Source organism: Chelatococcus sp. KU-N122 (genome assembly GCF_055391085.1).
Map to the genome: position 1 here is coordinate 7,230,361 of NZ_AP043981.1, position 12,144 is coordinate 7,242,504.

Consider the following 12,144-nt stretch of genomic DNA (forward strand, 5'->3'; position numbering starts at 1 on the left):
CGGCCCGCGTCGGCGGCTGCTCGACGCGGATGGGGATTTGTTGCGGTCCGGTTGACCCGGACCGGTTCTAGGAAGCTATCTTTGGGCGACGGTGGTGGGCCTGGGCGCTGCTGCGAAGCGAGCGTCCATCGCCACCATCTGCGGGTTCACCAGCGCGCCGGGGCGGATACGCTGCAGGCCATTGACGACGATGCGTTCGCCTGCCTTGAGCCCGGCGGTCACCGCGCGCAGCCCGTCGATGGACGCGCCGAGGGAGACCTCGCGGTAGACCGCCTTGTGGTCGTTGCCGACGACGAGCACGAACTTCTTGTTCTGGTCGGTGCCGACCGCGCGCTCGTCGACCAGAAGCATCGGCTCGGTCTTGGGCTGGCCCATGCGCAGCCGCGCGAACTGGCCCGGGATCAGCTGCCCACCGGCATTGTCGAAGACGGCGCGGACCCGGACGGTCCCATTGCGGACGTCGACCTGGTTGTCGATGAGCTGCAGCTTGCCGCGATACGGCGTGCCGTCGGTGGCGGCCGTGCCCATCTCGACCGGAATGCGGGCCACGTTCAGGTGCGGATCGGCCAGTTGCGCGGCGCTCTGCGTGCCGAGCGTCTTCAGGGCCCGCGCCACCACGTCCTCATCGGCACTGAAGCTGGCATAGATCGGGTTGAGCGAGACCAGCGTCGTCAGCACCGGCGCGCTGGCGCCCGCGTCGACGAGGTTGCCGACGGTCACCTCGATGCGGCCGACGCGCCCCGAGACCGGAGCCCTCACCTGGGTGTAGCCCAGGTTGAGCCGGGTCGTCTGCAGAGCGGCCTCCGCAGCCCGCACGTTGGCGGTGGCCTCGCGCGCGGCGTTCTCGCGCTGGTCCAGCTCGCGCTGCGTGACGATGCGGGCGCCGAGCAGTTGCTGGCCGCGGTCGAGGTCGCTCTTGGTCAACGTCACCCGCGCTTTGGCGGCAGCGAGCTGCGCCTCGGCCCGGTCGACCTCGGCGGCGAAGGGGGCGGGATCGATGGTGAACAGCAGGTCGCCCTGCTTGACCAGAGCGCCTTCGCGGAAGTGCACCGATTGCACGGCGCCGGCGACGCGCGGTCGGATCTCGACCCGGTCGATCGCCTCCAGCCGGCCGGAGAACTCGCTCCAGGTCACGGCGTCGCGCTGCTCGACGGCTGCGACCGACACCGGCGTCGCCGGCTCGGTCTTGGCGGGCTCCTCAGCGGTCGCGACCGCCACCGGCCAAGAGGTGAGTTGGGCTGCGCCGAAGCTCGCCGCCACCATGGCGGCGAGTGCGGCGCGGCTTCGGAAACGGGAATTGGTGGCCATGGATGGTGCTCCGATCGGTCAGGCTCCAGCGGCCGCCGCGGAGCGGCCGGGCGCAGGGGCTATGCTCTTGAAGAACTCAACGAAACTGTCGCGTAGCCGCGCCGCGAACGGCGCCGCTGCCAGCGAGGGCGCGCGCAGGGATTCGGGCCAGCCGGTTGGGCCGGCAATCTCCTCCTGCCCGGCCGTGACGCCGGCCTGGCGGAGGCGCTCGGCATAGGCCAAGCATTCGTCCCGCATGGGGTCGTCGGCCGCGGTGACCACCAGCGCCGGCGCAACGCCGCCGAGGCGGGAGGCGTTGCCGGGCGCCGCGTAAGGGTGGGCCGCCCGCTCGGGCGCGCCGAGATAGGCATCCCAGCCGTCGGCCCAGCAGCAACCCACCGGGCCGGCATCGGCCATACGCAGGGAGCGCGTGCCCAGGCAGGGATCGAGCATGGGCCCGATGAGGATCTGGCCGGCGAGCTTGGGGCCCTGGCGGTCGCGCGTGACCAGCGCGAGGGCTGCGGCAAGGTTGCCACCGGCCTCCTCACCGGCGACCACGAGCCGCGACGAGCGGCGGCCGAAGCGCCCGCGCAGGCGATCGAGCATCTTCAACACCAGGAACAGCTGCTCCAGGGCCTGCGGAAACGGGTGGTGCGGCGCCAGCGGATAGTCGGCCGAGAGGACGTGGGCACCGGCTTCGGCGATGAGCCGGGCGACGCCGTCGCCCTGCGCAGCGGATCCGCCGACGAAGCAGCCGCCGTGTATGTGCAGCACGACCGGCGCGGCGCCCCGATTGTCGCTGGGCTGGTGCAGGCGCGCGCCGAGGGGGATGCCGTCGACAATCAGCTCTTCGTCGGTGGACTTGATCATGGCCGGGTACTCGCCGCCCACCGCCAACCATTGTGCGGTGCGGAATAACGATGCCAGAGCTAATTTGCGCTCACAGCTGAATAAAGGGTCCTTTCTTGACCACACTGTTTCTGTTCGGGAATAATATCGCCTTCACGTGCGTGGGATGAGCTGAATGGACCAGATGGCGGCGCTTCGCGCCTTCGTACGCGTCGTCGAAGCGGGCAACTTCACGCGGGCCGCTTCCTCGCTCGCGATGCCCAAAGCCACGCTGACCAAGCTGGTCCAGAGCCTGGAGGCCCACGTGCGCACACGTCTCCTGGCGCGCACCACACGGCGTGTGACGGTCACGCCCGACGGCGCCGCCTATTACGAGCGGGTGATCCGTCTCCTCGCCGAGCTCGATGAGCTCGACAGCACCATGTCCTCGCAGCAGGCAAAGCCCAGCGGGCGCCTGCGGGTCGACACCAGCGCTCTGGTGGCCGTCCACATCCTCATCCCGGCGCTGCCGGACTTCCACGCCCGCTATCCCGACATCCAGGTCGATCTGGGTGTCACCGACCGCGCCGTGGACCTGATCAGCGAGAACGTCGATTGCGTGCTGCGCGCCGGCGAGATCACCGACCAATCGCTGATCGCGCGCCGTATCGGCCAGCTCGGCTTCCTGACCTGCACCTCACCGGCCTATCTCGCCCGCCATGGTGAGCCGACCCACCCGCTCGATCTCGAGCGCGACCACCTCGTCGTGAACTACTTTGGCGCCCGCACGGGCCGGCCGTACCCCCTGGAGTTCGTCCGCGACGGTGAACCCATCACGGTGAACGGCCGCCACCGTTTCGCCACTAACGACGGCAACGCCTTCGTCGCCGCGGCCGTGCATGGCTACGGCATCGCCCAGGCGCCGGCATTCATGGCCGAGAAGCTGATCGCGGCAGGTGAGCTCGTGCCCGTGCTGAGCGACTGGACCACCGAGCCCACGCCCATCCACGTGGTCTATCCGCCCAACCGCCACCTCTCCAACAAGCTCCGGGTGTTCGTCGACTGGGCCGCCGACCTGTTCGCGGCTGATGCACGCTCAGCGCGCTAGACTAGCAAAGGCAAGCCGCGCCACAGTCAGGATTGGCAGTCGGGGCGGCCATCGCAAGCGCCATAACCGGCACGACGGGGAGCATCGGCAACCTCGTCGGCGTGACGCGCGCTTGCCTCAAAGCCTCAGACCGCCGTCGATGAAGCTCAGCGCCCGCTCGAACAGGCCGATGGTGGCCGTGTGCAGGCGCAAGCCCACGTCCATCCCGGCCTTGCCGGCGAAGGCGCGCGCATGGGTGCCTTCCTGTAGGATGCCTAGCTTGTAGCAGCCGAGCACCGCGTGCCAGACGATGCCGGACGTGTCGCGGCGGCTGCTTGCGGCGTAGTGGGCCACCAGCTCACGGGCCGTGGGAAAGCCGTCCCATGGCTGGGTTCCCACCGTCCCCGCCGTCGGCCCTGAAGGGTCGGGCCAGGTGGCCAGCATCCAGCCCAGGTCCGTCAGCGGGTCGCCGATGGTGGCGAGCTCCCAGTCGACGATCGCCGCAAGCTCAGGCCCATCGGGGCGGAACATGACGTTTGAGAGGTGGTAGTCGCCGTGGATGATGCCGGGATCGAACGACGCCGGCCGGCGCTCCTCCAGCCAGCGGCCGACGTCGTCGACGCCCGGGATGTCGCCGTAGCCCGGCCAACCCTCGTAGCTCGCGTAGCTCTCCAGCTGCCGGCGCCAACGGCCGACCTGCCGCTCGAGGAAGCCGTCGAGCTTGCCGAGATCGCCGAGACCGACCGCGAACAGGTCGACCGCGCCGAGCGTGGCGATGCCGCCGGCCAGTTCCAGCCCCATGCGGTGGCGCATGGCCGCGTTCGATGCGTGCGGCTCCGGCAGCGTGCCGGCGGCGTTGATGCCGTCCACCGGCTCCATGACGTAGAAGGCGCAGCCCAGCACGTCGTCATTGGGACAGGCGGCAATGAGGCGGGGATGCGGCACGTCGGTAGCGGCGAGTGCTGCCAGCACGCGTGCCTCGCGGCGCGAGATGTCGTTGCCGTTCATCACCGAATGACGCGGCGGCCGCCGCAGCACATAGGGGCGTCCGCTCCGCCGGAAGAACAGCAGGAGGTTCTGTGTGCCGCCGGCGATGCGGCGCACGTCGGTGAGCGGCCCTTCGCCCAGGCCCTCGGCATCGAGCCAGGCGACCAGCGCGCTCTGGTCGACCAGCGCCGCGACTTCGTCTGCGTCCACGGCCAGCTCCTACAGGGCGTGCGCCACGGCCGCCTTGAGCCGGTCGAAACGGCGCTCCAGAAAGGTTTCCGTCTCCTTGTGGGTGATGATGTAGAGGTCGTTGCGCTTGATCGAGTCGACCACCAAGTCCCCCACCCCGGCCACCGGCAAGGTCCGGCCTTCGAGGGAACCGCTCTCCTTGTCCGGATAGACCATCGGCGCGGCACCGCCGAGCTCGGCAGGCCGGTTGCGGAAGCTCTCGTCGATGCGGGTCTCCACGCGCATGGGACACAGCACGGACACGCCGATGTCGTGGCGCTTGACGTCCTTGGCCAGGCACTCGGCCATGGCCACCACGGCGGCCTTCGACACCGAGTAGGGCCCGAGGTCGCGATTGCTGACGAGGCCGGCGAACGAGGCGGTGAACAGCACGTGGCCGCCCTGCCCCTGCGCGATCATGCGCGGCACGAACACCTCGACACCGTGGATCGGTCCCCAGACGTTGACCCGCATGGTCCATTCCCAGTCCGCATGGGTCATGTCCTGCATGGGGCCGAAGACGGCGACGCCGGCGTTGTTGAAGACGATGTGCACGGCACCGAAGCGGCTCCACGCCGCGTCGGCCAGCGCGGCGACGGAAGCGCGGTCACCGACGTCGGCGATGACGCCGACGACCTCGGCACCGGCCGCCTTCAGCTCGGCCACCGCCTTGTCCAGCGCCGGCGCCTCGATGTCGGCCAGCACCAGCTTGGCCCCTTCCCTGGCCAGCGACCGGGCCGTCGCCAGGCCGATGCCGCTGGCACCGCCGGTGATGACCGCAACCTTGCCCTCGATGGTGTCCATGGGTCCTCCGCCTGCCGTCTGTTCCGCGCGGCTCGTCGGAGTCGTTTCTAGAACACGTTATGCAGCGGTGGGAAGCGGCGTCGCTCCGGCTGCCTCAGCGGGGAAGGTCGAAGATCATCGGCCCGCCGTCGCAGAGGCCGTCGGACAGGACGGCGACGCGGTAGCGGTCGGGCGCATCCTCGAGCACGGCCATGGCCTCCGGCTTCGGCCGCTTGTCGCAACGGCGGCGCTCGATCCCGTCGAGGTCGAGAGCGGCGAGCAGCTTCGACGTTGCCACTTCGCCGGCGGGCGCCGCGCCGTCCCAGAGCGAGATGGTCCAGCCGACGTCCTCGTTCGCCTTGTCGTCGTCAGGCCCCGCCAGGATGAGGACGCCGTCCTTCACCGCGACGAGGTCGCGGATGCCGCGTCCCTGGCCGACACGAACCGACGCCAAGGCGGGGCGCACGTCGCCGCCGTCGAAGAACTGCTGCGCGTCGACCGACAGGACGTAGGCGGCGTCACCGGCCGTGGGCCCACGAAAGCCGAAGAACAGCCGCCCGTCCTTGACGGCCAGCCCTTCGATGTCGACGCCGCCGCGGCCCAGGCACTGGCCGACGTGCGGCGCAAGCGCCGGCAGGCCGGCCATGATCTCGCCGAGCCGCCGCGTCGGCTTCTCCTCGGCCGGGCTGCGCAGCGGCAGGAAGGTCACGGGGTCGACGCGGAAGCGGATGACGTGGCCGCTGTCGGGGTTGCGGTCACAGCTCTCGCGCTTCGCCGCATGCGAGCCCGTGACGTAGACGTAGCGCCCATCGCTCGCCGCCGCCTCGGCGTCGAGCTCCACACCGGCGGCGAGCAGCACGATGGGCGTCGGCTCGGCCGTGTAGCTGTGCTCGCTCAGCGTGACGGCGCGCGCTTCGATGCCTTCGTCGAAGACCACGATGCAGCCCAGCGGGCCGCGCCTCTCCCTCGGGCAGGCGATGCCGCTGAGCGCCAGCCGCCGTTCCCGCACGTCCCGCCGCCGCCCCTCGAAGGCGAAGCTGCCTTCGGCCTCGAGCGGCCCCGCCACCGGCTTCAGGCCCTCGGCCCGGGCGGCCGGCGCCCACCAGACGAATGCTGCGCCTAGAGCGAAAGCCGCGACGGCGGCGGTCCAGATGCGTCGTGCGTCCATGACCACGTCTCCGTCAGCCCGAACCGTGGCGTCAACATAGGCTATCGGATGAACCCGATGGATTTGAAGTTCCCGGGCGCGAATGCCATGAAGGAGACAACCAACGTCAAGACCGCCTCATGAAGGGAGGAAGCAAGCCATGTCCGCCTATGTGATCTTCATCCGCGACCGTATGATCGACCCGGATGAGATGGCGACCTACGCCGGGCTCGCCCGCAAGGCCCGCGGCGATAATCCTCCCAAGCCGCTCGCCTTCTACGGGCCGCATGAGACACTCGAGGGCCTCGCGGCGGACGGGGTCGTGCTCCTCGAATTCCCGGACATGGCGGCGGCGAAGGCCTGGTACCACTCGCCCGCCTACCAGGAGGCAGTGAAGCACCGCAAGCGCGGCGCCGACTACCGCGTCATCCTGGTCGACGGGTTCACGCCGCCGGCCGCGTGAGGCCCAGCCTACTCCGCCGCCATGGCGGCGAGCTTGGCCACGGTGTTCATGTTGCGCGCCGTGCCGCCCTTGGCGGCGGGGATCTTCAGCTTCGAGCGGCCCATGCCGGCGGCGCCGTAGCGCACGTAGATCTCGCGGCGGCCGAGCGACAGCTCCTCGTCTTCGGCGCGGCCGCTGACACCGTCCAGCGTCGCCGGTGTCACGGCTTCGTCGAGGAAGATGGTGGCGACGCGGTTGCCCGGCGCGTCCGGGAACGGGTTGTCGGCGACGACCGCCGCCATCTCGGCTGAGCTGCGCACGGCGACGCCGATCGCCCTCCCGGCATGCGCTTTCAGGCCCGCTTCGAGGGCGGCCTTCACCTGCCGCTCCGGTAGCGCGCTTGCGAACACCACGTTGCCGCTGGCGATATAGGTCCGCACGCGCGCAAAGCCCGCCGCCTCGCAGATCGCCTTTAGATCGGCCATGGCGAGGGTGGTGCTGCCACCCAGGTTGACGGCGCGCAGGAGCGCTACGAACGAACCCATCTAGCCAGGCCTCCTTCGCGCTGCTTCAACCCGCCCCGCCGAAATCGCTCAGCAGCCCGGCGCCGCCCGACAGCCTGCCGTCGAGCGCGATCAGATGTTCCGGCTCGCTCACGAACCATGCGAACGAGCCCCAGGCCAAATTCGGAACGGCCTTCTTGAACGCCGCCGCGTTGCGGTCCTGAAAGGCGGTGACGAAGGCGATCTGGTGGTCCTTGAAGCCTGCCACCGTCATCAGCTCGATGAAGGCGCTGCGCCTCGCCTCGGTGATCGGCCCGTCGGTCGCCACCGCCTCGACGAACGTCAGCAGGGGCTCCGCCGGCGCCAGGTCCACCAGGATGGTGTCGGGCAGCAGCTTGTCCGTCCGGATGTTGAGGCCCAGGGATTGCGCCAGCTCGTCGTCGCGCTGAATGACCTTGTTGCCGCTCTCCGAGATCCACAGCACCGCCGGATCGCGCAGGAAGCGGGGGGCGAAGACCTCCACCACCGCCTTGGTGATGACGGAGGACGGGCCGGCCTCCATCTGCCGCGACTCGCCGTTGGGCAGCGTCACCAGCACCCTTGACTGTGCGGCGGTGAGCGAGCGCTGCTGAAGGCGCACGCGCGCCAGCGCGCCCGCGGAGAGAGATCGGTCCTGCCAGGCAGTGATCGCCACCGCCAGCGGCTCGTCCGCCAGGGCTGGATCCAAGAGCGCGGCGAAGCCGGCCTGCAAGGCGTAGCGGCCCTTGGAGGAGGTGGTGGCGAGGCCCGGGCGGGTCACCACGGCGCCGATGCGCACCAGGCCGTCGCGCAGCGTCTCGTCGCGGATGGGCTCGCGCGTGTTGTCCTGGAACCAGCGGTCGGCCGGCGCCACGAAGCCCGGCTTCTCGACGGCAACCATGTAAGCCAGCCGCTCGGTGCCGTCGTGCCGGGCCGCCTGCGCGTCGCCCATGCGATAGACGTGCTTGGGGCCGATCCAACGGCCGGCGCCCTCGACCGCCCCCACGTACAGCATCACGAACACGGTCCGCGCCGCCATCTCGCGGGTGCAATAGCCGCGCTGCGGCGTCCCCTCCGGGAAGATCGCCAGGAGGCGCCGATGGATCTCGCCGATATCAGGAAGCGACGGCAGCATCGTCCCGTGCGTAGGCAGCCGCGATCAGGCTGTCGAGTGTCTTCGCCGATGCGCCGGCTGCAACCAGCTTCGCCAAGCTGGTCATCACGGCGGGCGACGGCAGCGGCAGCTCCTCCAGCTCGAAGGCCGAGACCGCGACCGAGCCGTTGATGCAGCGGAACGCGGCGTCGACCACGGCGCTGTTGAGCAGCGCCGCGATGACCGCGGCCGGCACGCGGGGATCCGGCCCGAGCGCCCGCACCATGTTCAAGTGGTTCTCGACGACGACGCCCCCGTGCTGGCGAATGAACGTCTCCGGCATCTCCGCGGCGATCAGGCGGCGCGCCTGCTCCTTGGCCGTCGTGCGCTGGAGCAGCACGCAGGGCTGGGTCACGATCAGCCACTTGTCCTTAGGCAGCCGTGCGGCGAACCAGGGCGCATGGTTGCGCTTCTCGCTCCGCCACACGAACTGGCCCGCGCTGGTCACCGATTCGGCCCAGACCACCGGATGGCAGGCAGCCTTGCGCGATTGCTGGAGCTGATCCTTGAAGCGGTTCCAGACCAGCGGCCCGGTCGACACGCCGTAGCCGTAATCGGCGAGCCGGTGCCGCATGGCCCGCAGGCGCCGCGTCAGCGCGACCTGGTCGGGCCGGCGCGGAAGCAGCCAAGGCGCCTGCGGCTGCGCCGGCAAGGTGAAGCGTCCGGCCTTGTGGAAGGCCGTCCCGCCGTTCTCGATGAAGCCGACTTTGCCCGACCGCCCTGCCCCGCCGCGGCGATAAGTGGCGAGGATGGTTTCCTGCAGCACGTCCGCGAACACGCCGGTGCGCTCATGGACGAACGCCACCGCAATTGGCGGCGCCGCCGCGGCCAGCAGTCCGCGCAGGGACTTGTAATAGAGGCCGGACAGCATGGATGTCGGCGTCACATAGGCGACGACCCCGCCCGGCTTCGTCCAGTGCAGCGCGGCATCCGTGAACAGGCCGTAGAGGTTGGCGTGGCCGTAGACGCTGCGGCTGAAGAACGCCCGCCGCTCGGGCGCCGGCGTCACACGCCCGTAGGGCGGGTTGCCGATGACCAGATCGAAGCGGCCGACGTCCGCCTGCGCGATGGCCAGGCTGTCCCTGACCTCGACGATCTGCGGCGCCGGCCGTCCTGCCGACCGGATCACATCCCCGAGCGCCAGCTCCACCGCCGCCTGCGCCAGCCAGGCGCCGAACGGGTCCAGCTCGAAGCCGTGCAGGCGCGCGCCGATCTGCTGAAGCACGAAAGCGGGATCGGAGCCCTTGAGCGCCGCCGCCATGCGCAGGGCGGCTGCCGCCAGAAAGGCGCCGCCGCCGCACGCCGGGTCGAGCACGCGTGACGAGCCCCAATCGACCGATGCGTCCTCCGCCATGGCCAGCAGACGGTCCACCAGTTGCGGCGGCGTGTAGAAGATGCCGTGCTCGGCGCGGTAGGGCGCCGGCAGAGCCGTCGTGTAGACAATGCCGGCGAGGTAGCCGGCCTGAAGCGGCTCCGCCGCGGCCAGCGAGTGGCCGTAGGCGATGGCTGCGGCCAAGGCCTCCGGCGTAAGCGTCAGCAGTTCGACGCCTCGGGGGCGGGCCACCGGCTGCGGCAGCCCGGCGAGCCCGTGGCAGGCTCGCATCGCCGCCAAGGTGAAGCTGCGGGCAAAGGCAAGACGGTGGCTCTCGGCGATCTGATTGGACAGTGCCCTGGCGATGTCGTGATCGATCGTCCGGGGAATGGTCGCGGCATGGACGGACCGCTGTTCCGCCCCGCGCTCGACGCTGGCCCGTTCCCCCATGCCGCCACCCTGCTCCGATCGCCGCGTCTTGCGACTCCGCATCTGGAACATATCAAGAACAAGACCGGCGTCCAGAGATTTCCCTTGTAGCGTGATTCCCCGCCGGGCGCCCAGGACATCGGCCGCCGCAGCAAGAGAGCTGCGGCGGCCGGCGCACGGGATGATCCGGGGATGAGCCCGATGTGGCGGCGAAACGGTGAGCGACAGCTCCGACGCAGCCGCTCTATGCGGTGGCCAGCAGCAGCAGCCCGGCCACGCTGCCGAGCCCTCCCGCGAGCCGCGTCACAACCGAGGCACGCCCCTCGCCGGCGCGGCCCAGCCCGAAACCGAGCCCGATACCGGCGAGATGCAGCGCCGCCGTGGCTGCCATGAAGCCGAGGGCGAAGGAGAGCGCACCGGCGCCGGCCGGCATTTCGGCGCCATGGGCGTGACCATGGAACACGGCGAAGAGGCCGACCACGGCCATCGCCAGCGAGACCGATACCCTGAGCCCGAAGGCGACCGCGGCACCGAGCGCGACGACGGACAGCGCAATGCCGACCTCGATGAACGGCAGGCCGATGCCGGCGATGCCGAGGGCGCCGCCCAGCGCCATGGCGAGCACGAAGCTGGCGGGCACCAGCCACAGCGCCCGGCCGCCGAGCTGCCAGGCGAATAGTCCGACAAGCACCATGGCCAGCGCGTGATCGAGGCCGGAGAGCGGATGCGTCAGCCCGGTCATGAAGTCCGCCGGCGTGTGTGGTCCGACGTGGGCGAACGCGGCCCCGGGGGCGAGCACCAGGGCGCCGCAGAGGGCGAGAAGGGTGAGGCGGCGCATCGGCGGCTCTCCAGGGTCGGAATCGGCAGGGCTGTGGGCAGGGCACGGGACGAGCCCGAGCCGGCGACGCGAGCACAGCAGATGGCGTCGGCAGGGTCATCCTACCCGGACAGGTAGGTACACAGCGCGGGGCGGCAGGGCCTTAATCATGCAGCACAACGCAGCATCGCCCGACGCCACCGCCGGCCAGGCATCCGCCAGACGTCGCGAGGGACCACCGACCATGCATTTGACCATCCGCGAAGAGGAACGGATCCAGATCTGGGCCGCCGCCGAAATGGCACGCCGCCGCCTGGACCGCGGCATCCGGCTCAACTACCCGGAGACCGTCGCGCTGATCTCCGACGAGATCCTGGAACGGGCCCGCGAAGGCAGCATCCCGATGCTGACCGACATGATGGAGTACGGCGCCACCCTGCTCAAGCGCGAGCACGTCATGGACGGGGTGGCCGACATGCTGACCATCCTGCAGGTCGAGGCGCTGTTTCCCGACGGCACCAAGCTCGTCACCGTCATGAACCCGATCCGCGGCTGACGATCGCGCCCCGCGATCAGCCTCCGCTCATGCATCCTGGAGCCCGGACATGCCCGCCAAGTGGACCCGCCCGCCGCTGCCCACGTCGGTGATTGCGGCGGAAGCCTTCGATGTCGGCGAGCCCGGCAAGTGCGGCTTCATCGATTTCGCCCCGGACGAGATCGAGATCAACGCCGGCCGCCCGACGCTCGAGCTGGTGATGGTCAACACCGGCGACCGGCCGATCCAGATCGGCGCCCACTACCACATCGCCGAGTGCAACCGGGCCATGGCCTTCGACCGCGCCGCCGCCTTCGGCATGCACCTCGACATCCCCAGCGGCACGGCCGTGCGCTTCGAGCCGGGCCAGAGCCGCAAGGTGCAGCTCACCACCTACGTCGGCCGGCAGGTCGCCTACGGCATGAACAACATGACCAACGGCACCGTGCGCTCCGAATTGATCAAGCAGCAGGCGATCCAGCGGCTCAAGGCCAACGGCTTCTGCTTCGAGGGCGAGCGCTTTCCCGTCCGAACGCCGCCGGACACGCGCTACGGCACGCCCAAGGCCGACCCCTCGAAATCCTAGAG

The 12,144-nt window shown here is 70.1% G+C and carries 13 protein-coding genes; 4 read left to right on the top strand and 9 right to left on the bottom strand.

The window, feature by feature from the left end; genetic code table 11:
- Positions 1–75 precede the first annotated feature (75 nt).
- Complete coding sequence (locus ACZ5PO_RS32675; protein WP_464186777.1) at positions 76–1,308, bottom strand: efflux RND transporter periplasmic adaptor subunit; 1,233 nt, start codon at positions 1,306–1,308, stop codon at positions 76–78.
- Positions 1,309–1,326: 18 nt separating this feature from the next.
- Entirely contained in the window at positions 1,327–2,157 is an 831-nt protein-coding gene (locus tag ACZ5PO_RS32680; protein ID WP_464186779.1) for an alpha/beta hydrolase fold domain-containing protein, read from the bottom strand.
- A 154-nt stretch (positions 2,158–2,311) separates the two neighbouring features.
- Between ACZ5PO_RS32680 and ACZ5PO_RS32685 the strand changes: the two genes are divergently transcribed.
- Complete coding sequence (locus tag ACZ5PO_RS32685; RefSeq protein ID WP_464186780.1) at positions 2,312–3,223, top strand: LysR family transcriptional regulator; 912 nt, start codon at positions 2,312–2,314, stop codon at positions 3,221–3,223.
- Positions 3,224–3,340: 117 nt separating this feature from the next.
- On the opposite strand, the gene ACZ5PO_RS32690 is transcribed toward ACZ5PO_RS32685, so the two are convergent.
- The 3 genes from ACZ5PO_RS32690 to ACZ5PO_RS32700 all read right to left on the bottom strand — a co-directional run bounded on the left by ACZ5PO_RS32690 (position 3,341) and on the right by ACZ5PO_RS32700 (position 6,368).
- Positions 3,341–4,399: a phosphotransferase family protein gene (locus ACZ5PO_RS32690; RefSeq protein WP_464186781.1), complete on the bottom strand. Its 1,059-nt coding sequence runs from the start codon at positions 4,397–4,399 to the stop codon at positions 3,341–3,343.
- Positions 4,400–4,408: 9 nt separating this feature from the next.
- Complete coding sequence (locus ACZ5PO_RS32695) at positions 4,409–5,221, bottom strand: SDR family NAD(P)-dependent oxidoreductase (RefSeq protein ID WP_464186782.1); 813 nt, start codon at positions 5,219–5,221, stop codon at positions 4,409–4,411.
- Positions 5,222–5,315: 94 nt separating this feature from the next.
- Entirely contained in the window at positions 5,316–6,368 is a 1,053-nt protein-coding gene (locus ACZ5PO_RS32700; protein ID WP_464186784.1) for a DUF3616 domain-containing protein, read from the bottom strand.
- 139 nt (positions 6,369–6,507) lie between these two features.
- On the opposite strand from ACZ5PO_RS32700, the gene ACZ5PO_RS32705 reads away from it, so the two are divergent.
- Complete coding sequence (locus ACZ5PO_RS32705) at positions 6,508–6,810, top strand: DUF1330 domain-containing protein (RefSeq protein ID WP_464186786.1); 303 nt, start codon at positions 6,508–6,510, stop codon at positions 6,808–6,810.
- A gap of 8 nt (positions 6,811–6,818) precedes the next feature.
- Here the strand turns inward: ACZ5PO_RS32705 and ACZ5PO_RS32710 are convergent, their stop codons facing one another.
- From ACZ5PO_RS32710 to ACZ5PO_RS32725, 4 genes are all read right to left on the bottom strand, one after another.
- Positions 6,819–7,334, bottom strand: a complete 516-nt coding sequence (locus ACZ5PO_RS32710) for a DUF1697 domain-containing protein (protein WP_464186787.1) — start codon at positions 7,332–7,334, stop codon at positions 6,819–6,821.
- A gap of 25 nt (positions 7,335–7,359) precedes the next feature.
- Entirely contained in the window at positions 7,360–8,445 is a 1,086-nt protein-coding gene (locus ACZ5PO_RS32715; protein ID WP_464186788.1) for a BsuBI/PstI family type II restriction endonuclease, read from the bottom strand.
- Positions 8,426–10,267: an Eco57I restriction-modification methylase domain-containing protein gene (locus tag ACZ5PO_RS32720; RefSeq protein ID WP_464186790.1), complete on the bottom strand. Its 1,842-nt coding sequence runs from the start codon at positions 10,265–10,267 to the stop codon at positions 8,426–8,428. Before ACZ5PO_RS32720 ends, ACZ5PO_RS32715 begins: the two co-directional genes overlap by 20 nt.
- Before the next feature lie 181 nt (positions 10,268–10,448).
- Positions 10,449–11,042, bottom strand: a complete 594-nt coding sequence (locus ACZ5PO_RS32725; RefSeq protein ID WP_464186792.1) for a HupE/UreJ family protein — start codon at positions 11,040–11,042, stop codon at positions 10,449–10,451.
- Between the two features lie 223 nt (positions 11,043–11,265).
- Here ACZ5PO_RS32725 and ACZ5PO_RS32730 point away from each other — a divergent pair, with 223 nt between their 5' ends.
- The gene (locus ACZ5PO_RS32730) at positions 11,266–11,577 is read left to right on the top strand and encodes an urease subunit gamma (RefSeq protein WP_464186794.1); all 312 of its coding nucleotides are present in this window, start codon (positions 11,266–11,268) and stop codon (positions 11,575–11,577) included.
- Between the two features lie 49 nt (positions 11,578–11,626).
- Complete coding sequence (ureB, locus tag ACZ5PO_RS32735; RefSeq protein ID WP_464186796.1) at positions 11,627–12,142, top strand: urease subunit beta; 516 nt, start codon at positions 11,627–11,629, stop codon at positions 12,140–12,142.
- Positions 12,143–12,144 lie beyond the last annotated feature (2 nt).

Coding starts and splice junctions, on each gene's coding strand:
- ACZ5PO_RS32725 (WP_464186792.1), bottom strand. CDS start 11,042: ATGCGCCGCCTCACCCTTCTCGCCCTCTGCGGCGCCCTGGTGCTCGCC.
- ureB (WP_464186796.1), top strand. CDS start 11,627: ATGCCCGCCAAGTGGACCCGCCCGCCGCTGCCCACGTCGGTGATTGCG.
- ACZ5PO_RS32720 (WP_464186790.1), bottom strand. CDS start 10,267: ATGCGGAGTCGCAAGACGCGGCGATCGGAGCAGGGTGGCGGCATGGGG.
- ACZ5PO_RS32710 (WP_464186787.1), bottom strand. CDS start 7,334: ATGGGTTCGTTCGTAGCGCTCCTGCGCGCCGTCAACCTGGGTGGCAGC.
- ACZ5PO_RS32730 (WP_464186794.1), top strand. CDS start 11,266: ATGCATTTGACCATCCGCGAAGAGGAACGGATCCAGATCTGGGCCGCC.
- ACZ5PO_RS32700 (WP_464186784.1), bottom strand. CDS start 6,368: ATGGACGCACGACGCATCTGGACCGCCGCCGTCGCGGCTTTCGCTCTA.
- ACZ5PO_RS32715 (WP_464186788.1), bottom strand. CDS start 8,445: ATGCTGCCGTCGCTTCCTGATATCGGCGAGATCCATCGGCGCCTCCTG.
- ACZ5PO_RS32695 (WP_464186782.1), bottom strand. CDS start 5,221: ATGGACACCATCGAGGGCAAGGTTGCGGTCATCACCGGCGGTGCCAGC.
- ACZ5PO_RS32685 (WP_464186780.1), top strand. CDS start 2,312: ATGGACCAGATGGCGGCGCTTCGCGCCTTCGTACGCGTCGTCGAAGCG.
- ACZ5PO_RS32675 (WP_464186777.1), bottom strand. CDS start 1,308: ATGGCCACCAATTCCCGTTTCCGAAGCCGCGCCGCACTCGCCGCCATG.
- ACZ5PO_RS32705 (WP_464186786.1), top strand. CDS start 6,508: ATGTCCGCCTATGTGATCTTCATCCGCGACCGTATGATCGACCCGGAT.
- ACZ5PO_RS32680 (WP_464186779.1), bottom strand. CDS start 2,157: ATGATCAAGTCCACCGACGAAGAGCTGATTGTCGACGGCATCCCCCTC.